Here is a 22,894-nt window from a genome sequence, read left to right on the forward strand (position 1 = left end):
GCAGCAACAGCTGTATTTAACTAAAATTTCAGGAGGTCATAACGATGACAACGGCAAATGAGACGAATAACGGAATGAGAAAAATTCAAATTTTTGATACGACGCTGCGTGATGGCGAGCAGTCTCCGGGCGCTTCCATTGATCCTGAGCGTAAAATTATTATCGCCCGCCAGCTGGGCAAGCTGGGCATTGACGTTATCGAGCCGGGCTTTGCGATTTCCAGTCCCGGCGAATTTGCAGCGATTCAGCAAATTTCCCGCGAGCTGCAGCATGTTGAAATTGCCGGCTTTGCCCGCATGATGAAGGTCGATATTGATGCGGCGGTCAAGGCGACGCAGGATGCGGCAAAAAGAAGGCTGCATCTGTTTATTTCCTCGTCCGACATTCATCTGCAGCACCAGCTGAACAAAACGCGCCAGGAAGTGGTGCAAATCGCCCGTGAGATGATTGCTTACGGCAAGCAGTTCGTAGATGAAATTGAATTTTCAGCGATGGATGCAACGCGCTCGGATCGCAATTTTGTCATAGAATTGGTCGAAGCGGCCATCGCCGAAGGGGCGACAATCATCAATCTGCCAGATACGCTGGGCTATGCGATGCCAGACGAAATCGATGATATGTTCCGCTCTGTCCGTCGCCTGGCTAGAGGCGGAGAAACGGTTCGCTACAGTACTCATTGCCATAATGATCTGGGGATGGCAGCTGCGAACAGTCTGGCAGCCATTCGTGCAGGTGCGACGCAGGTAGAGGTTACCGTCAATGGCGTTGGAGAGCGCGCCGGCAACTGTTCGCTTGAGGAAATTGCGATGATTATTGAGACTCGGGGGTCGGTTCTGCAAATGGAGACGCGGATTGATCAAAGCGAAATTTATGAAACGTCGCGGATGGTCAGCCGGGCGATGCATTATCCGATTGCGTATAATAAGCCGATTGTGGGCCGCAATGCGTTCCAGCATGAGTCTGGCATTCATCAGGACGGCCTGCTGAAAAACCGCAATACGTATGAAATTATGGACCCGGAAGCGATGGGCATTCCGCGCAGCATGATCGTGCTGGGCAGACACTCCGGCCGCCACGCGATCAAGCATCGCCTGTCCGAATACGGAATTGCCGTAGAAGGCGAGGAGCTGGTTAATGTATACAATCGCTTCAAGCAAGTAGCCGATGAGAAAAAGCTGGTGACGGATAATGAGCTGATTCGCATCGCTGGCGAAATGACAGCTACTCAGCCTGACCCTTACATGCTGACCGATCTGCAGGTGCTGTCGGGCAGTCATCAATCCCGTATTGCGACCGTGACGATTCGTGAAAATGATGCGGGCACCGAGCGTTCCTATACAGGTTCCGGCGAAGGTCCTCTAGAAGCGGTCATTCACTGTATTCAGCAAGCGATCCCCGTTGCAGCAGAGTTTGAGGATCTGGAAATCCATTCGTTGTCCACAGGCGAGGATGCACATGGCGAGGCAGTCGTGACGATTGTCCACGCTGGCGAGCGCTATCGTGGAACTTCGATTCATAGCGACATTGTATATGCAGCCGCGCAGGCGTATGTGGGAGCCTGCAATCAAGCGATGCTGACCATTAATAAACGAGCGAATGAACAAAATGTAATTTAATAGCAAGCTCAAGAAAGGGACTTATTCACAGGGTATTAAGCTTTGTGGATAAGTCCTTTTTTATGCGTAAAATCAAGGGTTTGACTGGGGATGGGCTGTTCGTGGAAAGTGGATAGTTTTTTCACTTTATCGATACTGGAATTGTGGATAATGTGAATAATTTTTTGAGAAATTCGACGGCATTAAAAATTTATTACGTTAACGTTTACAAATCCTTTATTTCCGTCGGAAAATGTCGACAGAATTTACTAACAATTTGCGTCGGATTGTGGACAACTTTGTGGATAACCGTTTTTGATGTAAAAAATGAAAATTTCCTATAGGTTTCCTTTTAATTTGCTTAATAACCTAAATTTATGCAGTTTTCCATCCGATATTAGAAAAATAGGATAAGAAATGGTTGGATTTTTATCCATACAAGGGCGCGCACGGTCGCAATTTCTGTGTACGGGAGCTCAGAAAATGAACGGGAGTGTGACATGTGATGAAGTATGCGGATGAGAAGATCATTGCCATGATTTTCGGAGGAGTCAAGGAGGAGCAAGAGAAGGACCGCAAGGAGGAGGACTCGCCATCGCCGTCGCTAGAAGGGATGACGCTGCACGTTCAGGGAGAGCGTCACCAGTTTGCACGCCGCTTCATCCCCGGAGGGGAAGCATCGATTGTGCTGTCGCAGGCGTTTACAGTGATGGATGAGGGGACGGCAAGGCTGAAATATCCGGCGGAGCGGCGGCCTAAGCTGATTTTCACAAATGAGCAAACTTCGATTAACGTCGCTTTTCAGCAGACGGGCTTTGAGATTGAAGCAGATGATGTGGAGGAATTCAGCGGAACGATGCTGGCCGTACTCAAGCGGTCGCAGCCTGCAGCGCGCTGGTTCCAAGAAGGCATGCGGGAGGTTGGCGGGAAGCAGGTTGCTTTTTTCGCTTATTTGACGCCTGCGCTGGATTGCAATCTGTACAATTTGATGCTGATTGCCGAGCTGAACGGACGAGCCATCGCCTGCACCTTCAACTGCATGGAAGAGGAAATGGATGATTGGAAAAAGCTTGGGGAAGCGATGCTGACCTCGATAAAATGGCATCTGCCCGAGAAGGAAGGTGACCGATAATGAGCACGAATATCATTGCCCCGCATAATGTGCAGATTGCCCCATTTGAGCTTGTCCACATGCTGTCTTTATCCGTCGAGAAAAAAATCAATGAGCATGCGAAGCTGGTGTTTACCGGCATTGTGTCGGAGGAGCTGAAGGACAGCTACGTGGAAATGACCGACTCCGAGACGGAGGTTGAGGTGAGCCAGAAGGATGAAGAGGGCGGATTGTCCCCGTTATTTTATGGCTTGGTGCAGCGCATTGAGGTTAAGGCGGTACGCGACGTTTATGTGCTGAAGGTGGAGGCGCTGTCCCATACTTGCCAGCTTGATCTGGAGAAGCATACCCGTTCCTATCAGGATACGGGCATGACGTACAAGGCGCTCATTGATCAAATGGCTGCGAGCTATCCCGGCATGGATGTGCTGGATACGGCAACGCAAGGGGCGAGTCTTGGAAAGTTCACCTTGCAATATCAGGAGACGGATTGGGCATTTCTCAAACGAATGGCCTCCCGGTTTCAGGCGGGCTTGATGCCGTCGGCGATGTTTAATTCCCCTAAAGTATTTCTTGGAACGCCGGATGGCGATGCTGCCGGAAAGCTGGAAGATATGCCCTACAGCGTGCGCAAGGATGTGCTGCATTACCGGCGGATGTGCAAAATCGGCATGCAGGGCGTGACGGAGCAGGACTTTATTTTTTATGAAATTGAAACGACGCAGTGGCTGCTGGACTTAGGGCAATGCATCACCTTCAAAAAGCAGCAGCTTTATGTAGGCGAAATGCACAGCCAGTGGAAGGAAGGCATGCTGTCGCATCGTTATTTGCTCTGTTCGGGCAAGGGGCTAAGCCAGCCTCCGCTCTATGCCGCGGCCCTCACCGGAGCGTCGCTGCAAGGCAAGGTGCTGGCGATAGCCAAGGACACGGTGCAAATTCATCTCGACATTGACGAGAAGCAGGACGCCGGCAAAGCTTATTGGTTCCCTTATTCTTCCGTGTATACGGCGGAAGGGGGGACGGGCTGGTACTGCATGCCGGAGAAGGGCGATCAGGTCAGGGTGTATTTTCCGAGCGGCAAGGAAGAGAACGGCATTGCATCAAGCTCCGTCCGGCAAAATGTCGAGGAGGGCGAGCATAACAAGCTGGGCAATCCCGATCATAAGTTTTTTCGCACGCCAGCGGGCAAAGAACTGAAAATGACGCCTGAGGAAATTATTATTACCGGCAAGGACGGCGAGGTGTTCATCCGGCTCAGCGACGAAGGCGGCATTGAAATTATAAGCAAGAAGAAAATTACAATCAAAGCCGAGGAAGACATCGCCATTGATTCTCAGCAGAAGGTGCTCATTTCCGCCAAGGATGAAATCAGCCTGACCTGCAAGGAAAGCCTGATCAAGATGGACGGCAATACGACGATTAAGGGCAAGGAGCTCAAGACGAATTAAAGGCCAATTAGAGCGGAAAATGCAAACCAAGCAGAAAACCAACCTACACAAGCAAGGGGAGAGCTTACGAGAAAAGTCATAAGAAACAGGGCATTCAATAGACGAAAGGGGAGCGGTTCATGCAGGAAAATCGGCTCGAGCTATTTGAGGAGCAGGTGGCTGATGAGCTAAGCCAGCGGGCGCTGCTGGCGTTGGAGCGGTATTTTGCAGCACACAAGGAACGGCTTGCGGAGCTGTTCGTGCAATCGTTTGAGCAGCTATGCCTTTATATCGGAGGAAGGCAGCAGCAGGGGCTGCAGGGAAAGCTGGGGCATATCACCTATTCACTGCTGCGGACGGAGCTGCTTGCGGGCAGCCCGCTTTATATGGCCGAGGCAACGGATCGAACATGGTATATGGATGAAAACAGCTGCTATGGCAGCTATGATGCAAGCTGGGCTTTTAGTGATCTGGCTGGGCTGGAGCAGCAGCTTCTGGCCGAGGCCAGGGGCTACTTCTCCGATTCAGAGGCTGCGCTGCAGGCAGAGGCAGTTCGGCTGAGGACTGCGGTGCAGGCGCATCGCTACGTCATCAGCTTAATCCGCTATGCGATGCCGGAGGCGGCGAAGCTGAAAGCCTACAGGGAGCTGGAGAAGGAAGTGGAATGCGAGGTTCGCGTGGGCGAGTACATGGACCAGAGCGAGACGGTGTACAAGGAGGATTTTTGCCAAAAAGAGGCTGCCGAGGTTCGCGCTTATTTGGAGCAAAAGCAGGAGCTGACCTACACCTATGAGGTGTTTGCAGAGCTGGATTTGGCCCAGGGCGATTATGCGGGCATTCAAGCGCTCTATAGCGATTTTCGTGGCAGCGACCTTTCTCACAGCTCGTTTGAAGGGGCAGCGCTGGTCGGAGCTAAGCTTAGCTTAAGCAAGCTCACGCAGGCCAGCTTTCGCTACACGCTGCTGTGCGAAGCGGATTTTCGCGGCAGCGAGCTGCAGGGAGCGGATTTCAGCTATTGCAGCGGGCCTAGCGGAATGCGAGATCCTTTCGTATGGGAGCATCCGGGTTTTGTGCCGCTGCGATTTAATGGCGCGGATTTGAGCGGAGCGGATTTTACGCTCGCTAATGTGAAAGGAGCAAGCTTCATCGGGGCGAATTTGGCTGGCGCCGTATTCGAGCAAGCGAATATAGAGCAGGCGCTGTTTAGTGCTAGTGCCCGCAGCCAGGCTGCATTCAGCGAGGAGCAGCTGGCACAGGCCATATGGATAGAGGAGGACGGCGGAGCATGAGGAAGGGCTTATTCATTATGACGCAGGATCAGCGAGTGGCTGATGCCATTCGTCCGATGGACAGCGAAGGGGTGCTGGCGGAGGCGCTGGCCGGCCCTAAGGGAGGAGCGTTGTTTTTCAAACCGGATGGCTCCCAAAGTATAGCACCGCTGCGGCTGATGCAGCAGAAGCGGGTTGTTGCGGTCGATTTTATCCAAAAGCCTGCCCCGCTCGTCTCGGACCTCGTGAAGGAGGTGTTGGCAAAGTATGCGCCGCGCGCGTTGTTTCGTTCGGTCGTGCTTGTCGATCCGGGGAGCGGCATACAAGCCTCGTATTGGCTGCTGGAGCGTCCGCTCGTCCATTGCCTAGCTGCGCAAACTGAATTTTTTCCCGATGGGACCTGCAAACGGCTGGTAGTTGATTCCGCTAAAGCAGGCAAGCATCCGTTTCTGAAAATTGGCGGCTTGCGTGAGGATGTGACGCTCGTGCAGCTTGGGGTGGCAGAAAGTCTGCTGCGCAGGGAAGTGGCGGGCATTCGATTTACGAAGGTGCAGCTTCAATTATCCGAAGAGGAGCGATGGGGATGAGCGGTGGTGGAAACGAGTCGGCAACGATTATAGCGGGCCAAGGGGCGTCAGAAAGCTACGTCGTAGCGGGCGCAATCATCTCCTGCAATTGGGGGACGAAGCGGATGCGTCTTAAAACGCCTCTCAGCCATGGGGTTTATATCCAAAAGCAAGCGCAGCTCAATATTGGCGATTATATGCTGGGGACGAACATTATGCCTTTTGAACGGTGCATGAGCCAGTCGAATCCGGCTGTCGTCTCGGCTGGCGGCATTGCGCCGTGCACGCCGATCATCGCGCTGCCATGGACGAATGGCAAAACAGAAACAAAGGTTGGCGGGCTCCCTGCGCTGCTCAGCTGCTCCAAAAATTCATGCTTGTACTGCGGCACGATCTCAATTGAAGATGACGGGCAGGGCGTATAGGCATGCGGTTGTCAGAGGAAGGGGGGCTATGGAATGTCCACGGAAAAAAAGGCCATCGGCTACGAGCAGCTGCGCCTGCAATGGCCGTATGCCGTGCAGCAAATTCAAGGGCTGCGCATCGAGAAACGCGTCAATGAGCATGCCCTTTTATGGGTAAGCGGCATCCTGCCGGAGGAGCGGGAGGATCAGGATTTGCAGCTCGTCAGCGAGCAGGACCAGGTCGAGCTGCATCAGGTGGATGAGCAAGGCGGCATGGTGCGGATATTGTTCAGTGGCACCGTCGCGAGCTTTCTGGTGCGGGCGATCCGCAGCGTATATACGTTCGAGCTCACGGTGCTGTCGCATACGAGCAGCATGGATTTGGAGCGCAATACGCGCTCCTTCCAGCATGGGGAAATGATGTATGATGAGCTGCTGAAGACGGTGCTGGCGGCATATCCGAGGGCCGATACGATAAATGAGGCGGCGCACAAGGAAAAGCTGGGCGAGCTGACGCTGCAGTATGAGGAGACGGACTGGACTTTCCTCAAGCGTATGGCCTCGCGCTTTGGCGCTGTTCTGGTGCCGGAGGCTGCCGCGGCATCGCCTAAGTTCTGGTTCGGTTTAGGCGAAGGGCGGCTCGTGGAGCTTCCGCTGCATAGTTATACGATTGCCAAAACATTGTCGCCCTATCGGGAGGCGGCTGCTCTGGGCGAGGGAGAGTCGTTAAGCGAGCAGGACTTTCTCGGCTATGAAGTCGTCAGCGAGCAGGTGCTGCAAATCGGTGATCGCGTAGTGGTAAAAGGGCGCGAGCTGGCTGTTGCCGAGGTGGAGGCGGAGCTGCGGCAGGCGCTGCTCGTCTTTACCTATAAGCTGCTGCCCCCATCCGGCATTCGCCAAAGCGAGCTGTTTAATGAGCAGGTCGTAGGCGCAGCGCTCGAAGGGCGAATTCTTGAGGTGAAAAACGCGGCCGTGCGCGTGCAGCTGGATGTGGATGCGGAGCAAAAGCAGGAGGAAGCCAGCTGGCTTCCGTACGCATCGGTATACGCATCGGAGGATGGGACCGGCATGCACTGCATGCCGGAGCAGGGCGATGCGGTGCAGGTGTATTTTCCAAGCCGCCAGGAAGGGGAGGCGATGGCGCTCAGTTCGGTGCGCAAGAGTGGGCAGGATTCCCCGAAAATGGCCGATTCCAGCGTCAAGTCATGGACGACCCCATATGGCAAGGAAATGAAGCTCGCCGGGCAGGAGCTGTCGCTCATTGCGCAGGAAGGCGTGCTGTTCATTCAGCTGCATGAGGAGAACGGCATTGAAATTCGCAGCGATACGGCGATTGCGATTAAATCGGAGCAGCCGATTGAGCTTTCCTCGGAGACGAAGCTGGCGATTACGGCGCAGGAAGGGCTGTATCTCGTCTGCGGCAACAGCAGCATTGTGATGGATGGCGACACGGATGTGCTTGCCGATGAGCTGCTGCTGGTCGGCACGTATTTTGCTCCCGTCGTCGTAGAGGATCTCGAAGAGGAGGAAGTGCTGCCGGTACCGCTGCCCGAGCCGCCGCCTCCAGAGCCGGAGGAGCCGAAGAAAAAAGGCGGCTGGCTCGGCACGCTGCTTGATGTCGTGCAGGTCGGGCTGGATATTGCCGGCTGTGTGCCGGGGCTTGGCGTAGTTGCGAACGTGGCGAATGCGGCGATTTCAGTTGGACGCGGCGACTATCTGGGCGCGGCGATGTCTATGGCATCCTGCATTGTGCCAGGAGCAGGGCCGGCGCTCAAGGGAGCGAGAATGGCGAAAAATGCCGCCAAAGCCGGCAAAGCGATGATGAAAGCCGCTAATGCGGCTAAAGCTACCGGCAAGACGCTGAGTGCGGCGCAAAAGGCGTTTAAGTCAACCTCGGCTTTCACGAAGCAGATGGTGAGCGGCATTAAGGCGGTAGACGGCAAGGTGCTGACGGCAGCGCGCAAGGTCGGCAGCAATTTGGACAAGCTGGAGCAGGTACAGAAGCTCAAAAAGGTAATGAAGCTGCCGGGCGTCGAGCAAGCGCTGGATTTTGCCGGAGATATGGCGATGGATTATGTTTTGGAGAAGACGGGCCTTGAAAATCTGGCGTATTTGTCCTATCTCGGCGGAGGCAAGAAAAGGAAAGGAAAACGCGGGAAAGGCAAAGGGAAAAGCTCAGGGAAGGCGAAGAGCCATAGCAAGGGCAAAGGGAAAGGCAGCAATAACAGCCCAAGCAAACCATCGAAGAAGCTGAATCAGGAGAAGCAGAAAAAGGCGAAAAAGGAATCTGCCAAGAAAGATCCGAGCAAGGCGGATAAGCGCAGCTGTAAAAATGACCCGATCCATGCGGGCTCAGGCGGGCAATTTATTATTCATCCCGCTCTCAAGCTGTATGGCGCGGATACTTGGACGTTCGAGATGCATTACCATTCGCTGCTGGAAACGGGCGGAGCGATGGGCGCGGTATGGACGCATAACTTTGAGCTGGCTCTTACGTTTGAGGAAGATGAAGCGGATGTGGCAGTGGCAGCCGATCGTGTGGTAACAGATTATGTGGCAAGCAATGAGGGGGAAGCAGCGTTTGATAAGGTGCTGCTTGCGAAGCAGCCTATTGCCGATGCTAATCCGCCAGGTGTTACGGTCTGGCGGACGAAAAGCCGCCGCAACCGTTTTGTAAGACAGGCAGACGGGGTTTATCGCAGTGCGGATAGCGATGTGCTGGGCGAGGAGCTGCGGCAGGAGCCGGAAGGCTATGTGCTGTGGCAGCGTGAAACGCAGGAGCAGATTTATTTTAACCTGGCAGGCCAGGCATTGAAATGGGTGAATGCTCATGGACAGGCACTGGAAATGCGTTATGATGCGCAGGGACGGCTTGCCAGCTTAACGGATGCGATTACACGGCAAGCGCTGAAGCTGACTTACGATACGCAGGGGCTGCTCAGCCGCGTGAGCGAGGGCAAGCGAATCATTCGAATGCAATATAATGCCTCGCATCAAATGACGCGTTATATCGATGCGAATGGCAATGAGACGGACATCGGCTACCACTGGAATGGCAAGCTTGCGCGGATGAGTGTAGGCGGAGCGGTTCAATACGAGAATACGTTCGATGAATTTGGCCGCATTACGAGCCAGTCGGATGCATCCGGCGCCATCGCGTATTTGGACTATGATGTGGAAAGCCGCTTTGGCTACACGATTACGACGGCAACAGATCGGCTGGGCGCGGTTGAAGTGCTGGTGCATGATGATCAGCTTCAATTGGTGGAGATCATTCAGAAGGACGGCAGCCTCGTGCAGCTGGCGTACAACGAGCAGGGCAAGCTGATATCGGAAACGCAGGCGGATGGCAGCGCAGTTGCGATGGCTTATGATGACTATGGGCAGCTGGTCAGCATGACGGATGCGCTAGGCCATGAGACGAGCTACGTTTACGACGAGCAGGGACTGCTCGTGAGTGAAACGGATGAGGAAGGGCGGACGACCGCTTATGCCTATGATAGCGGGGGAAGATTAGCTGAAATCCTCCGCGCGGATGGCGCAGTAGCCAAAATGACGTACAATGCGAACGGACAGCGGGAAAGCTACGTCGATTTTAACGGTGTAACGACCTCGTATGCTTACGGCCCGGATGGACGCGTCCTGCAAATAAAAGACGGCGAAGAGCGTATGATGGTCGTGGAATATGACCTGTCGGGGCGGGTTGCCAGCCTAGGCTATCCAACAGGTGGAACCATATTACGCGAGTATGATGCGAATGATAATTTGGTGAAGATCATCGATCCGTTGAAACGGGTATATGCTTTTGGCTATGATGCGTTCGATCGAAAGACGCTGGAGACGCTGCCTTCTGGTGCGGCAACCGTCTATGTATACCATGCGAATGGTTTGCTGGAGCGTGAAAAGGATGCGCTCGGACAGGTGACCGCCTACCGTTATGATGCCGAGGAGCGGCTGGTGGCGCAGACGGATGCGCGCGGCGGGCAGACGCAGTATGAGTGGGATGCAGCGGACAATTTGGTTGCCGTTACGGATGCGCTCGGAAGGACGGAGCGTTTTGGCTATGATGGGCTGGGCCGAGTAAACGCTATGTGGGATGCCAGTGGAGTGCAAATCGCGCAGCTCGATTATGACGCGGCAGGCAATCGGGTGGCGGAAATCAATGCGCTTGGTCAAGCGACGCGTTACCGTTTTAACAAAGCGGGACAGATTGCCGTGAAGGAAAACGCGAAAGGGCAGCAGACGACGTTTGCATACGATGCGGCGGCCCGAATCACGGAGGTCATGGAGCATGACGAAGCGACGTATCGCCAGAGCTATGACGGCGAAGGGCAAATTACGAGCTATACGGATGCGAATGGCAATGAAACGAAGCTGTTGTATGACCGCAGCGGTTTGTTGCAGCAGGAGGAGAATAGGGCAGGTGAGGTGCTGCGCTTCTCGTATGACAATCGCGGCTGGCTGAAGGGAAGGGCGAACGCGCGAGGCCAGCAGGCGGCGTATGGCTATGATGCGGCAGGCCAATTAAAATCCATAAAGGATGAGGCGGGTCAGATTGGCCTCAGCTACAATATCGACGGGAATGTTATTCGGGTAGAAGAAGAAGGACGCGTGGTTAAGCGGCGGACGTTCGACATGCTGGGGAGGCTCACCTCCTGTCAGGACAGCCATGGGCAGACGATACGCTATGCGTATGATGAAACGGGCAATTTGCGTGTCATGACGTATCCTGACGGGAAACAAGTAACGTATTCGTATGACCTTGCAGGCCAGATGACGCAGGTGAAGGACTGGCGTGGACGGGTGACCCGTTACAGCTATGATGTGAACGGCAGGCTGATTCGCACCGAACGTCCGAATGGAAGTATAGAGCAGCGGAGCTATGATGTGCAGGGCCAGTTGGTGCGACTGTGGGATGTGAACCGTCAAGGTGTCATGCTTCAGCAGTACCGCATGACGTACAATGAACTGGGTCAACTGGTGGAAGAGGAAGAAAAGCAGTACACCTACGATAAGTTACGCCGCCTTGTGAGCGGAGCTATGCCGGGACGCAAGCTGTGGTACAGCTACGACCTCGGCGGCAACCTGACAGAGGCGGGCGAAGCGCCGCTGGCTGCGACAGCGATGAGCTACGCGCAGGATAATCGCCTCGCGACGGTAAACGGCAAGGAAGTCGTGTATGATGCAGACGGGAATTTGCTCGTTTTGCCGCTGGTGCAGGAGAAGGATGTACAGGCAGAGACAGCGACGTATCGGTACGATGCGCGTAATCGTCTGACGCATGCTGGACGAACCAGCTATACGTACGATGCCGAGCAAGTACGCATGTCGGTGACGTGGCGTGGGCAGACGACCCATTATGTGACGGATCAGGTACAAGAGCTGAGCCGAGTGCTGGTCGAGCAGGATGGACGCCGCGAGACGAAAGCGTATTTTGTCTATGGAGCGGAAGGTCTTATTGGTCGAGAAGACGCGATGGGCCGCTACCAGAGCTATCACTATGACTTGCGTGGGAGCACGACGCTGCTGACGGATGAGAACGGGCGTGTGACAGATCGTTACACGTACGGATTGTATGGAGAGCGGGAGAGTCACGAAGGGACAACGCGGCAGCCGTTTTGCTATAATGGACGAGACGGCGTAATGACCGATCCGAACGGTCTTTACTACATGCGGGCGAGGTATTATCATACTGGCATCAAGCGCTTTTTGAACCGGGATGTGCTGCGCGGTAGTATTGTAGAGGGGCAGACCTTCAACCGGTTTGGGTATGTAAATGGCGATCCGGTGAGTTTTATTGATCCGTTTGGGCTGGAAGCGTTGAGTGGATGTAAAGCATGGAAAGATAAAATTGTACTTCCTAGCAAACCTCATAGCAATAAAACGGAAGGGCACTGGTTTGCCAGTAAGAGGAAAGCAGTTGAAGAAGCTAAAAAGGCAGATACTGTTAAGGTATACTTGAATAAAGGTTTACAGAATGAAGTTCCTGGAGCAAAAACAAATCGACCAGATGTTATGGTGGTTAAGTCTGATGGTAAAATAAACCAGTATGAAGTTCCGAGTAAAACAGATGACCCAGCTGCACTAACACAACGAATGATTGATAATAGAAAACAGCTAGGAAATAGAGCTGGAAGCATTCAAATTTTACCTATAAAAAAAAGGTGATGTTTATGGAGAGTAAATTAAAAACAACAATAGTTTTATATGGCGAAATTAACGCCAAAGGTGAAGAGTTATGGGATTGGTATCAGACTGCTTTGAAAATTAATGAGGATTTGGGGTTTCCTTCAACCCATCTTGGCGTTATTGGCAAAGTGTTTAAATCTGGGAAATTAACTACACTCAAGAGGACAGAACAGAAGCTTGAAAAATCACTAAGTGAGGGAGATGAACTAGAAATAATATCCGTTTATTCTCTTCCTAAGGAGTTTACGCAAGCAGCATTTGATTACACTTCTCTTGTTTGTATTAATAAAAGCTTGGATAATCAGTTTGTCGCAATTTCGATTCCAAGTGAAAATTACTTAAGTATTAATGTTAATGAAATAATAAAAACTCTAGGAGTATTTATTAAATGTTACAATGTAGAAATATTTGAATTATCAGTATTAGAAAGTCCATTTATCTATGCTTCAAGAGTAAATCCAGCATCGGATTTCAAAAGTTTGAAAATAATTGAAAAAAAGAAATTTTAACAACTTTTAACCTTGAGTGGTCTATGATCATTCAAGGTTTTTAAAGAGGGAAAATGTTCTAATACGAATTATATTATTGAAAAGCTTATTCTAACTGGAATTTTGGGGAGGAATGAGCTTTTTTCTTGCACCTAGGTTCTTAACTCCTTTGGGTATGTGAATGGCGATCCGGTGAGTTTTATTGATCCGTTTGGATTGAGCGCAATGAGTAGCTGTGAAGATGGGGTGGATGGAGAAACCTATCGTCACCTAAAGGATTATAAAAATAATAAGTATTTCACAAGAAGCGTTGAGTACAATGCTGGAAAGAATGGAACAGGATTTACCTATAAGGCTTACCAGCGTAGTGATATTGAATGGAATATGGTTCGAACGAGCGGAGCTAGAAAGGGGCGCGGTTTAACGAATGCACAGGCTGCTGCAAAACATGGATTGGCTCCTATTTTAGATGATGCAGGTAGTGTAGCGACATTGCACCATTCACAACAAAAAGGTATAGGTCCATTATTTGAAGCATCTACAAGATATCATAATATTAGTAACGCAAAAAGGGCGCCATTACATCCATATAAGGGAAAACTTAATCCTTTTTACCCCATGGATGAAGCAACAAGAGAAGCATTTCAGAAAGTAGACTCAATAAATTATTGGAAGAGAAGAGGACTTAACGAATTAGGAGGTAATTAAATGAGTAACTTACCTGAAAAATTGGAACAAATTCTTGATGAAGTGACATATAAGCGTCAAAATAAAACAGTAGTACAGGAATCTTTAAATCGTTTGGGTGTGAATGTATCAGATACATTTCTTGAATTTTACAGAAGGTATACTGGACCATTTTGGGAAGAGTCAGTACCTTTTGAATTGCTAGATATTGTTGAAGAGAAAAATAATATTGAATCTTATACACTAATCACGCGAAATGAGCACAAATTTCCAAAACAGTACCTTGTATTGAGTGAGATGTCAGCTAACGCGGTGCTTGTTCTTGATAGTAACACAGATAGAGTTTACAAGGTTAATTTTGAGGGTGGAGATGAATTGTTGAAAAAAGGCGAATTGCAAGAATCATGGTCATCTTTTTACGATTTTTTGAAAGATTATTTTAATTGATGTAGGGATGAGGGAGTTGAGAAATTTGAGGAACAAGAATTGCTCAGAATAGAGAATGGTTAGCTTACCACTAGTAATTGGTCTAAAGGTAAAAAGATGGAATGCTGAGCAATAAACTATCTACATTTAACGGAATTTTATACAGGTCGATTATGGTCACAACTAACCATAATCGATCTGTTTTTTTATTACAAGTTAAGCTGGCAGACGAAAAGTTACCGGAATTTTTTTGTAGGGCAGCAGACGACGTTTGCTTACGATGCGGCGGCCCGAATCACGGAGGTCATGGAGCATGACGAAGCGACGTATCGCCAGAGCTATGACGGCGAAGGGCAAATTACGAGCTATACGGATGCGAATGGCAATGAAACGAAGCTGTCGTATGATCGCAGCGGTCTGCTGGAGCAGGAGGAGAATGGAACAGGCGAGGTCCTGCGCTTCTCGTATGACAATCGCGGCTGGCTGAAGGGAAGGGCGAATGCCCGAGGCCAACAGGCAGCGTATGGCTATGATGCCGCAGGCCAATTAAAATCCATAAAGGATGAAGCGGGGCAAATTGGCCTCAGCTATAATATCGATGGGCATGTTATTCGGGTAGAAGAAGAAGGGCGCGTTGTTAAGCGGCGCACGTTCGATATTTTGGGGCGTCTCACCTCCTGTCAGGATAGCCATGGACAGACGATTCGTTATGCGTATGATGAAACGGGCAATTTACGGGTCATGATGTATCCCGATGGCAAGCAAGTAACGTATTCGTATGACCTTGCAGGCCAGATGACGCAGGTGAAGGACTGGCGTGGACGGGTGACCCGTTACAGCTATGATGTGAACGGCAGGCTGATTCGCACCGAACGTCCGAATGGAAGTATAGAGCAGCGGAGCTATGATGTGCAGGGCCAGTTGGTGCGGCTGTGGGATATTAACCGTCAGGGCGTCATGTTGCAGCAGTATCGCATGACCTACAATGAGCTGGGCCAACTGGTGGAAGAGGAAGAAAAGCAGTACACCTACGATAATTTGCGCCGCCTTGTGAGCGGAGCGATGCTGGGACGCAAGCTGTGGTACAGCTACGACCTAGGCGGCAACCTGACAGAGGCGGGCGAAGCGCCGCTGGCTGCGACAACGATGAGCTACGCGCAGGATAATCGCCTCGCGACGGTGAACGGCAAGGACGTTGTATATGATGCGGACGGGAATCTGCTCGTATTGCCCATGGTGCTGGAGAAGGATGTTCAGGCAGAGACAGCGACATATCGGTACGATGCGCGGAATCGTCTGACGCAGGCTGGACGAACCAGCTACACCTACGATGCCGAGCAAGTGCGCATGTCGGTGACATGGCGCGGACAGACGACACATTATGTGACGGATCAGGTGGAAGAGCTGAGCCGGGTGCTGCTGGAGCAGGATGGGCGCGGAGAGACGAAGGCTTATTTTGTGTATGGAGCGGAAGGGCTTATTGGTCGAGAAGACAGCATGGGTCGCTACCAGAGCTATCATTATGACTTGCGCGGCAGTACGACGCTTCTGACGGATGAGAACGGGCGCGTGACAGACCGTTATACGTACGGATTGTACGGAGAGCGGGAGCATCACGAAGGGGCAACGCGGCAGCCGTTTTGCTATAATGGACGAGACGGCGTCATGACCGATCCGAACGGCCTTTACTACATGCGGGCGCGGTATTACCATACCGGCATCAAGCGGTTTTTGAACCGGGATGTGCTGCGTGGAAGCATTGTAGAAGGGCAGACCTTCAACCGGTTTGGGTATGTGAATGGCGATCCGGTGAGTTTGATTGATCCGTTTGGTTTGAGTGCAATTAGTAGTTGTACTGATAATGTTATAAATACGAGGGCGAATGACGCAGGACTTGATTTATCTCCTAAGCCAAGCCCATATAAGCAACTAGGACATAAAACCAAGAAGAAACTAGAAGCTAAGGTCGATAATAGAACGATTACAAAAGAGGAATATAAGCGGCTCGAATGGAACAAACGTCTTGCTGCTAGGAGAGATGTTGGAGTTAAAGAGTTTTGGCAACAAGAGAAACTAAGAATTAAAAAGGGGGAACCAACAACTAGAAATTGGTCACAACAGCAGAGAGATGATATACTCAGCAACAAAGTTCCTACACATAATGGAAAAACTATTACAGGACATCATGCATATAGTGTTTCAAAGTATCCTCATTTAGCAAATCAAGGGGAAATCATTTATCCTGCAACAGTAAAAGAACATTTCAACCGTTGGCATGGAGGTTCTTATAGGAAAGGCTTGCCTGGAAAACCTTATAATCCTTCCTTCCCAGAAGAGTTCTAGGGTTTGTAAATTAAATTAGGGGGAACGGGAATATGACTTTAATCACTGTAATATTACAATCTGAAGCAAGCAGTAGTTTAATGATTTTGATTAAGAAACATACAGGTTTAGGATTTTCAGAAATAAAATCATGTATTAATAATAAGCTGCCTTTGATGACAGCTAACTATGTGAATAATGATGAAATGCAAAAAATGAAAAATTTAGTAGAGGAGTTAGTCGTCCATAACAAAGAGTTTGAAATTTTTGAGCAGAATGGAAGCTATACTGAGATACTACCCTTAAAACACTTTATGAATAGTTTTGGAATGTCTAAACAAATTGCAGAAGATAGAGAACGAATAGATGATTTATTAATTCCTGAAGATGATGAGAGTTAATTATTAACGCAAATGAAATAGTGTGAAAAGAAGATTGCCCTATGACATTAACTTGTTTGCATAGGGCAGTCTTTTTTGTAATGGTAAGTTCTATTACAAAATTTCGGATGGTAACACCATAAGTGCGCATATCGGTGACATGACGCGGCGAGACGAAGGCTTATTTTGTGTATGGAGCGGAAGGGCTAATCGGGCGGGAAGACAGCATGGGCCGCTACCAGAGCTATCACTATGATCTGCGTGGAAGCACGACGCTGCTGACTGATGAGAACGTACGCGTGACAGACCGTTATACGTACGGATTGTACGGAGAGCGGGAGCATCACGAAGGGACAACGCGGCAGCCGTTTTGCTATAATGGACGAGACGGCGTCATGACCGATCCGAACGGCCTTTACTACATGCGGGCGCGGTATTATCATACCGGCATCAAGCGGTTTTTGAACCGGGATGTGCTGCGTGGAAGCATTTTAGAAGGGCAGACCTTTAACCGGTTTGGGTATGTGAATGGCGATCCGGTGAGTTTATTGATTGGTTTGGGTTGAACAAGATTAGCAGTGGTAAATGTGGGGAAATCAATACTAAGGATAATGGATAATAATCGGGTTAATGTTGAACCAGCGAATAAAAACCCAATGAGTCAGTTGAGGCTGAAATACAGTATCAGATAATACCTGGGAAGATTAGACGATGGGAGAATAATATGGGGAAATTTATTACATTGAGAAGTATATTTAATAATATTGAAAAATTCGAGTGGTCAGATGCATTATTTCTTCCAGAAGAAGAGACGTGGGATCTTGAAACACAGGGTGTAATAATCGATCCAGATGAAGTAGAAGATGACAGTGATGAAGTACCTAGATATGCAAAGGATAATAATTTAATGTACGTATTAGATATTCGAACTATAAAAGGAATTATAAAAAATGCTTCTGAACAAAAGCCTGAGTGTACAGATAAAGATTTAATTAAAGCTTTTTTGTATTATTATGATAATGATGCTTTTATAACAATTAAATAGTTATTTTTTGAATTTTTATATGTTTAAGTATATAAATTAACCTATTACACATTTAAGCTATATAATTTCAGGTTGGGCTTCCAATGCCTTATAAAACGCTTTATTTTTTAACTAATATGATCGTTGCTCTGCCTATGAGAGATTATATTGATAGGGTCTAACAAAAAATGCAGCCATATCATGTTTGGGAGTTGAAATTGGGAGGCTCTGATGTAAAATCTAATCTAATTTTGCTAAACTCATTCATAACTGGAATTTAGGAACTCAACAATTTCGACCTAAGATCAGAAATTTGCCTGTTGGGAAAAAAATAAAAATTAATATTGATAGAGGATAACGGAAATGAATGATACCTTAAAAAGCATTATCAACAAAGTTAAAGAAAGACTCGAAAGCAATCCAGATAGTATTCTTACTGGACAGATTGGGAAAGGTAATCCTAATCCTATAGTTGAGAATAGTAGCGAGATTTTAATTGAATATACTGAGTTTCTACAAGAATCTGATGGGGCATCTTTCGGTGAAATTGATCTTTTCCCTTCAAGCGAATTACCTAGAAATCAATTTTATGTAGAAACATTAAAAGGAGGGAAGGAAACCTGGCTGTTTGTAGGACTTATTCTGTATGAACCTATTGTAATAAACAAAGCCAATGGGAATGTGTATAGGTTTTACAGGGACATACCGACAAATATGCCACAAGAATGCTTCGGTAGCTTCAATAACTTTCTTATGGAATATGCATTTGGAAAAAAGTATATGGATATAGCAGTTGATCAAGATGATGATTGGATAATTCTTCTAGCTGAATTAGGCTTATTATAATGAACGCATGTTGATATGAGATCTAGAGTTGGTTGTAGTTAGATATGGTTTATTAGAGTAGTCTATTTGCAACTTAGAATAATGTAAGAAGTGAAACCTCGATTGGTTAATCACCCATCAAGGTTTCTTTTTAGTAAGTAGTAGGTGATATTTGCAATTATGATTTAACTAGAAATATGACGGATCAGATTTAAGAGCTGAGCCGGGTGTTGTTAGAGCAGGATGGACGCGGCAAGATGAAGGCTTATTTTGTTTATGGAGCAGAAGGGCTTATTGGGCGGGAAGACAGCATGTGCCGCTACCAGAACTATCACTATGATCTGTGCGAAAGCATAGTAGAAGGACAGATCTTTAACTGGTTTGGGAATGTGAATGGCAAAAATATTTAGGAGGCACAGCAGGCAATTCTGAAATTCTAAATATAAGGAAACGGTGATACGATTGAACAAAAAGTTAAAAACCTCCATAGTTCTGTATGGAACAATTAAGGCCCAGGAACAAAAATGCTGGGAATGGTATCAATACTCTTTAAGACTTAGTGAGATGATGGGGTACCCTTTTAGTCATATAGGTATTATCGGGGATTCTTTTAAATCTGGTAAAGTGACCACTATTAGTCGCACTGAAAAGAAATTAAAGCAATCTTTGCAAAACAGAGAGGAAATAGAAGGGATTACATTGTATTCTTTACCTCAGGAATTTTCACAAGCCATTTTTGATTTTAATACTTTTATGTGTATGGACAAAGGGTTGGGTTCAGATAACCATATTATTATATTCACTGTGCCTAGTGAAAGTTATGAAAGAGTCAAGGTGGACCAATATATTCAAGATATGATGAATTACATGAATTGTGTTAGCGGGGAAATATTTGAAATGTCCGTGCTAGAATCTCCATTCTTTTATGCTTCAAAGTTGAATAACCCTTCAGATTATAAAAGTTTAAGGATAATAAAAAAATTTGAATTTTAATAATTGGCTACCTTGATAGGCTTATGCTTATCAAGGTTTCTGTTTAGAAACTTCTACAATGATGCGGAGCAAGTGCGCGTGTCGGTAACGTGACGTTTACAAACGGCACATTATGTGACGGATCAAGTAGAAGAGTTCAGCCGGGAGTATTTAGAGTAGGATGGACGCGGCGAGACGAAGGCCTATTTTGAATATGGAGCGGAAGGGCTTATCGGTCGCGAAAGCAGCATGGGCCGCTACCAGAGCTATCACTATGACTTGCGTGGGAGCACGACGCTGCTGAGCGATGAGAACGGGCGAGTGACGGATCCGTTTGGGTCGAATAAGATTAGTAGTTGTAAAGATGTGGCGGATAATCCTCAAGAGTGGTCTTGTGATAAAAATAAAGTTTCTTATGAAGAGCCTTTTATAATGCATGTGATTAGTACGTTGAAAATAAATCCATTTGATAAAATAAATCTATTTAAATAAAAACATGGAGGTGCACAAATGTTTATTAAAGGAGTTCATTTTGATAATTGGGTTAATGGCAGAGACAAAGGGGAATTTATACAGGATCACAATCAAGATCTGAATTGGGGAATGATAGAGAAAATACTAACGGAGCTTAATGGGGATAACAAAACGCAGGTCGTGCTAAGCAAGGATGAAGATATTCATATGGGGATAGGTGGCGGCAATTCGGGTTTATACAATGTATATGCGACTTTCGACAATGTATCTTTTTTTAATCTATTAGATTCATCAAAATCCGAAGATAAAATCATTCAACTTGTAACAGGAGGACAGAAAGGAGATTTTTCTGCGAATAATTGCGTTGATTTGGAGAATATGCTTAAAGCTGCTAAACTATTTGCGCTAGAAGGGGAAATTAATGATAGTTTAAATTGGCAGCATGTATAATGGTTACATGGTTACGAGGTGATCTAACTTTGCCATCCAAAGATACGTATTCTATTGGTGAAGCGGCTAAAATAGTCGGTTCCACCGTTAAAACGATTCGGTATTACGATGAAATCGGGCTGATTAAGCCATCCCTTCATACAGAAGAGGCCATCGCCTAGACTCGAAAATAGCAGCTTCGGCAGCTGCAGCACTTCATTAAACGCAGTTGCACAAACAGCAGCATCAGACATATAAGGAGCTGATGGTCCTTCCTCACCTTTACTCGCTGGCTACTAGATTTTCACCATGAGCACGCGTTTGTCTCCTTCTTCCTTTGTGAGCAGCTCCTCCCGGCTGTTATCTATCCAGTGGTACGATACGGTCCCAATACTATATGGACCAGTTGGTTTTGCAAATGAAAATACCGGAAAAAGCAGCGGCATTGCTACTGCAAATGCGGCATACACGAGTGCCAGGGCAGAAAATGCAACGAAGGTGCGTTTGCTTCTAGATCGCGTTGTGGACTTTAATAAGGAGTTTTTTGCTGAAGCCTGAGCAGCTTGCTGCTTTCGCGATCTGGCGAACAAATTAACCAGTGGGAGCAAAGTCAGCAAGTAAACGGGAATCAGCGGTCAGCGCAGCCTCTCAATGAAGCCGTGCAATAGAAACAGGAAAGCAGAACCTGCCAATCCACCCCAAAGCATCACGCGAGTCTTGTTGCGAGCACTTAACAACCCCATAATCATAACTACGTTGAAAATCACATAAATCCATTCTATCGTCCTCATCTTACTTGTGCCTCCTCAAGTGCTGCTTCTGTAATTGGCAATAGCCTTGCAGCAGCTGCTTTATTCAGGATAAAACCTCCTGTAACGGGAGGTTCAAGTGCTATTTTTTGAACGGCTGTTATTCATACGACTTTAAAAAAGGGAAAAGGTTTTTTTTGCCGAAATTAATCAAGAGAGCAGGGAGGCAAGGGGACGCGAGTAATTTTTCGTTAGCTGAAAAAGTAACTTCCTCTGTCATGCTTCGTTATACTTTGTTCTGTTTATATAGAAGAAAGGCATCAGCGATCGTCCATTTTGAAAATGAATCATTGAAACCTTACATGTCAAGTCATATTGTTGAGCTTTACTCCAATAAATCTGTCAAAATCCCAGCAAAAGTTGCGGAACCGCAATAAACTTGCGGTCGTAATTGCGTTTTTTTACGGTGAAATTACCGTTCATATGGGGTAAGGTTATAAGACAAGCAGTGGTTACCGGCAGAAGATCAGAGAAACGGGGTTATGCCATAACGTCTTATCAATCAGGGAGGCGACAATTAGGTGAGAAGGACAATGATTAAGGTAGACTCGGTATGTAAAGCTTATGGCTCAAATCAGGCAGTCGATAATATTTCCTTGCGGATAAAAGAAGGAGAGTTATTTGGCATTATTGGTACGAACGGCGCTGGAAAGACGACGCTGCTCGAAATGCTGATGGGACTGCGTCAGCCCGACAAGGGACAAATCGAGGTGCTTGGCATTAATCCGGCTGTAGAAGCAACTGAGCTTCAGGAGCATATTGGCCTTCATTTGCAAAGTATATCGCTGGTGGATAAGCTGAGTGTGAGGGAGGCGCTGGAAATGTTCCGTTCCTTCTATAAATGTTCAACTGAAATGGAAGAGATTATTGACCGCTTTGGTTTGGAAAGCTACTTGGATCGTCCAGTTAGGCGTCTATCTGGTGGCTGGCGGCAGCGTGTGGCACTGGCGATTTCTGTCGTCAACAACCCAAAGATTATTTTTCTGGACGAACCGACTACCGGGCTGGACATGCAGGCGAGAGAAGAATATTGGTCCATCATATTGGAGCTCAAGCGCCAAGGGAAAACGATTGTTTTGTCCTGCCATGATATGGGGGAAATGCAGCATCATTGTGATCGCATTGCCGTGCTGCGCCAAGGAAATTTAGTGAAATGCGATACCCCAAAGCGATTAATTTCGCAAATTCCAGCCGGTGGTTTAACGATGGAAGCCGTATATGTCCATTTTGCTTACGCGGGAGCCGTGTAACAGCAGCAGTTGGAAGGAGGGCTTAACATTCATGAACCGGGATCGTGACACCACAGGCCCATTTGTCAATCGTGCCGACATGCTCAGGAAACGAATGGAAATGATCGCTGTGCTGGTGAACCGAATAAACGAGGAGGAGATGGAACAGGAGCGGCTGAATTCAAAGAGGAAGGCGGGTATTATTTCTAATATATTGAAAAATGTTGGTACGTTTTTACTCCATCGTGTAAAATAGAAAAATCTTGAAA

Annotated in this window: 23 protein-coding genes; 22 read left to right on the top strand and 1 reads right to left on the bottom strand. The window is 48.1% G+C overall.

Going from position 1 to position 22,894, the window contains the following annotated elements:
- The first annotated feature begins 44 nt into the window (after positions 1-44).
- From AC6B99_RS20600 to AC6B99_RS20695, 20 genes are all read left to right on the top strand, one after another.
- On the top strand, positions 45-1,616 hold the full coding sequence (locus AC6B99_RS20600; protein ID WP_496664104.1) for a 2-isopropylmalate synthase: 1,572 nt from the start codon (positions 45-47) through the stop codon (positions 1,614-1,616).
- Between the two features lie 481 nt (positions 1,617-2,097).
- On the top strand, positions 2,098-2,727 hold the full coding sequence (locus AC6B99_RS20605) for a hypothetical protein (protein ID WP_155973650.1): 630 nt from the start codon (positions 2,098-2,100) through the stop codon (positions 2,725-2,727).
- Positions 2,727-4,154 (top strand): phage baseplate assembly protein V, encoded by a 1,428-nt coding sequence (locus AC6B99_RS20610; RefSeq protein WP_056043506.1) that lies wholly within the window; start codon positions 2,727-2,729, stop codon positions 4,152-4,154. Before AC6B99_RS20605 ends, AC6B99_RS20610 begins: the two co-directional genes overlap by 1 nt.
- 119 nt (positions 4,155-4,273) lie before the next feature.
- Positions 4,274-5,422, top strand: coding sequence for a pentapeptide repeat-containing protein (locus tag AC6B99_RS20615; RefSeq protein ID WP_494881531.1), 1,149 nt, complete (start codon positions 4,274-4,276; stop codon positions 5,420-5,422).
- A complete protein-coding gene (locus AC6B99_RS20620) occupies positions 5,419-5,988 on the top strand; it encodes a hypothetical protein (RefSeq protein ID WP_056043513.1) in 570 nt (189 codons plus the stop codon). Before AC6B99_RS20615 ends, AC6B99_RS20620 begins: the two co-directional genes overlap by 4 nt.
- A complete protein-coding gene (locus tag AC6B99_RS20625; protein ID WP_496664105.1) occupies positions 5,985-6,392 on the top strand; it encodes a DUF4280 domain-containing protein in 408 nt (135 codons plus the stop codon). The genes AC6B99_RS20620 and AC6B99_RS20625 overlap by 4 nt, the downstream gene beginning before the upstream one ends.
- 33 nt (positions 6,393-6,425) lie before the next feature.
- A complete protein-coding gene (locus AC6B99_RS20630) occupies positions 6,426-12,539 on the top strand; it encodes an RHS repeat-associated core domain-containing protein (RefSeq protein ID WP_496664106.1) in 6,114 nt (2,037 codons plus the stop codon).
- A gap of 5 nt (positions 12,540-12,544) precedes the next feature.
- Positions 12,545-13,069, top strand: a complete 525-nt coding sequence (locus AC6B99_RS20635; protein ID WP_496664107.1) for a hypothetical protein — start codon at positions 12,545-12,547, stop codon at positions 13,067-13,069.
- A gap of 171 nt (positions 13,070-13,240) precedes the next feature.
- Entirely contained in the window at positions 13,241-13,756 is a 516-nt protein-coding gene (locus AC6B99_RS20640; RefSeq protein WP_496664108.1) for an HNH/ENDO VII family nuclease, read from the top strand.
- Positions 13,757-14,182, top strand: a complete 426-nt coding sequence (locus AC6B99_RS20645) for an SMI1/KNR4 family protein (protein ID WP_496664109.1) — start codon at positions 13,757-13,759, stop codon at positions 14,180-14,182.
- Positions 14,183-14,359: 177 nt separating this feature from the next.
- Positions 14,360-16,504 carry an RHS repeat-associated core domain-containing protein gene (locus AC6B99_RS20650; protein ID WP_496664209.1) on the top strand — a complete coding sequence of 715 codons (2,145 nt, stop codon included), beginning with the start codon at positions 14,360-14,362 and terminating at the stop codon, positions 16,502-16,504.
- Positions 16,505-16,536: 32 nt separating this feature from the next.
- On the top strand, positions 16,537-16,884 hold the full coding sequence (locus AC6B99_RS20655) for a hypothetical protein (RefSeq protein WP_056043527.1): 348 nt from the start codon (positions 16,537-16,539) through the stop codon (positions 16,882-16,884).
- A 167-nt stretch (positions 16,885-17,051) separates the two neighbouring features.
- Positions 17,052-17,429 carry an RHS repeat-associated core domain-containing protein gene (locus AC6B99_RS20660; protein WP_496664110.1) on the top strand — a complete coding sequence of 126 codons (378 nt, stop codon included), beginning with the start codon at positions 17,052-17,054 and terminating at the stop codon, positions 17,427-17,429.
- A gap of 158 nt (positions 17,430-17,587) precedes the next feature.
- The gene (locus tag AC6B99_RS20665; protein WP_496664111.1) at positions 17,588-17,908 is read left to right on the top strand and encodes a DUF7716 domain-containing protein; all 321 of its coding nucleotides are present in this window, start codon (positions 17,588-17,590) and stop codon (positions 17,906-17,908) included.
- 342 nt (positions 17,909-18,250) lie between these two features.
- Complete coding sequence (locus tag AC6B99_RS20670; RefSeq protein ID WP_496664112.1) at positions 18,251-18,733, top strand: hypothetical protein; 483 nt, start codon at positions 18,251-18,253, stop codon at positions 18,731-18,733.
- Positions 18,734-18,939: 206 nt separating this feature from the next.
- Complete coding sequence (locus tag AC6B99_RS20675) at positions 18,940-19,122, top strand: hypothetical protein (RefSeq protein WP_496664113.1); 183 nt, start codon at positions 18,940-18,942, stop codon at positions 19,120-19,122.
- A gap of 52 nt (positions 19,123-19,174) precedes the next feature.
- Positions 19,175-19,705, top strand: a complete 531-nt coding sequence (locus AC6B99_RS20680) for a hypothetical protein (protein ID WP_496664114.1) — start codon at positions 19,175-19,177, stop codon at positions 19,703-19,705.
- 489 nt (positions 19,706-20,194) lie between these two features.
- Positions 20,195-20,608: an Imm1 family immunity protein gene (locus AC6B99_RS20685; protein ID WP_496664115.1), complete on the top strand. Its 414-nt coding sequence runs from the start codon at positions 20,195-20,197 to the stop codon at positions 20,606-20,608.
- Positions 20,608-20,769 carry a MerR family DNA-binding transcriptional regulator gene (locus tag AC6B99_RS20690; protein ID WP_496664116.1) on the top strand — a complete coding sequence of 54 codons (162 nt, stop codon included), beginning with the start codon at positions 20,608-20,610 and terminating at the stop codon, positions 20,767-20,769. Before AC6B99_RS20685 ends, AC6B99_RS20690 begins: the two co-directional genes overlap by 1 nt.
- Before the next feature lie 127 nt (positions 20,770-20,896).
- On the top strand, positions 20,897-21,145 hold the full coding sequence (locus AC6B99_RS20695; RefSeq protein ID WP_496664117.1) for a hypothetical protein: 249 nt from the start codon (positions 20,897-20,899) through the stop codon (positions 21,143-21,145).
- A gap of 77 nt (positions 21,146-21,222) precedes the next feature.
- Here the strand turns inward: AC6B99_RS20695 and AC6B99_RS20700 are convergent, their stop codons facing one another.
- On the bottom strand, positions 21,223-21,378 hold the full coding sequence (locus tag AC6B99_RS20700; protein WP_496664118.1) for a hypothetical protein: 156 nt from the start codon (positions 21,376-21,378) through the stop codon (positions 21,223-21,225).
- Positions 21,379-21,929: 551 nt separating this feature from the next.
- On the opposite strand from AC6B99_RS20700, the gene AC6B99_RS20705 reads away from it, so the two are divergent.
- Both AC6B99_RS20705 and AC6B99_RS20710 read left to right on the top strand, forming a co-directional pair.
- A complete protein-coding gene (locus AC6B99_RS20705; RefSeq protein WP_056043548.1) occupies positions 21,930-22,646 on the top strand; it encodes an ABC transporter ATP-binding protein in 717 nt (238 codons plus the stop codon).
- A 31-nt stretch (positions 22,647-22,677) separates the two neighbouring features.
- Positions 22,678-22,881, top strand: a complete 204-nt coding sequence (locus tag AC6B99_RS20710; RefSeq protein ID WP_046229097.1) for a hypothetical protein — start codon at positions 22,678-22,680, stop codon at positions 22,879-22,881.
- Positions 22,882-22,894: the final 13 nt, after the last annotated feature.

Source organism: Paenibacillus liaoningensis (assembly GCF_059609455.1).

What these genes read in the sequence shown, in the direction of transcription:
- AC6B99_RS20600 (WP_496664104.1), top strand. Translation starts at nt 45, where the DNA reads ATGACAACGGCAAATGAGACGAATAACGGAATGAGAAAAATTCAAATT.
- AC6B99_RS20610 (WP_056043506.1), top strand. Translation starts at nt 2,727, where the DNA reads ATGAGCACGAATATCATTGCCCCGCATAATGTGCAGATTGCCCCATTT.
- AC6B99_RS20615 (WP_494881531.1), top strand. Translation starts at nt 4,274, where the DNA reads ATGCAGGAAAATCGGCTCGAGCTATTTGAGGAGCAGGTGGCTGATGAG.
- AC6B99_RS20620 (WP_056043513.1), top strand. Translation starts at nt 5,419, where the DNA reads ATGAGGAAGGGCTTATTCATTATGACGCAGGATCAGCGAGTGGCTGAT.
- AC6B99_RS20625 (WP_496664105.1), top strand. Translation starts at nt 5,985, where the DNA reads ATGAGCGGTGGTGGAAACGAGTCGGCAACGATTATAGCGGGCCAAGGG.
- AC6B99_RS20630 (WP_496664106.1), top strand. Translation starts at nt 6,426, where the DNA reads ATGTCCACGGAAAAAAAGGCCATCGGCTACGAGCAGCTGCGCCTGCAA.
- AC6B99_RS20635 (WP_496664107.1), top strand. Translation starts at nt 12,545, where the DNA reads ATGGAGAGTAAATTAAAAACAACAATAGTTTTATATGGCGAAATTAAC.
- AC6B99_RS20645 (WP_496664109.1), top strand. Translation starts at nt 13,757, where the DNA reads ATGAGTAACTTACCTGAAAAATTGGAACAAATTCTTGATGAAGTGACA.
- AC6B99_RS20655 (WP_056043527.1), top strand. Translation starts at nt 16,537, where the DNA reads ATGACTTTAATCACTGTAATATTACAATCTGAAGCAAGCAGTAGTTTA.
- AC6B99_RS20665 (WP_496664111.1), top strand. Translation starts at nt 17,588, where the DNA reads ATGGGGAAATTTATTACATTGAGAAGTATATTTAATAATATTGAAAAA.
- AC6B99_RS20670 (WP_496664112.1), top strand. Translation starts at nt 18,251, where the DNA reads ATGAATGATACCTTAAAAAGCATTATCAACAAAGTTAAAGAAAGACTC.
- AC6B99_RS20685 (WP_496664115.1), top strand. Translation starts at nt 20,195, where the DNA reads ATGTTTATTAAAGGAGTTCATTTTGATAATTGGGTTAATGGCAGAGAC.
- AC6B99_RS20690 (WP_496664116.1), top strand. Translation starts at nt 20,608, where the DNA reads ATGGTTACATGGTTACGAGGTGATCTAACTTTGCCATCCAAAGATACG.
- AC6B99_RS20695 (WP_496664117.1), top strand. Translation starts at nt 20,897, where the DNA reads ATGAGCACGCGTTTGTCTCCTTCTTCCTTTGTGAGCAGCTCCTCCCGG.
- AC6B99_RS20700 (WP_496664118.1), bottom strand. Translation starts at nt 21,378, where the DNA reads ATGAGGACGATAGAATGGATTTATGTGATTTTCAACGTAGTTATGATT.
- AC6B99_RS20705 (WP_056043548.1), top strand. Translation starts at nt 21,930, where the DNA reads ATGATTAAGGTAGACTCGGTATGTAAAGCTTATGGCTCAAATCAGGCA.
- AC6B99_RS20710 (WP_046229097.1), top strand. Translation starts at nt 22,678, where the DNA reads ATGAACCGGGATCGTGACACCACAGGCCCATTTGTCAATCGTGCCGAC.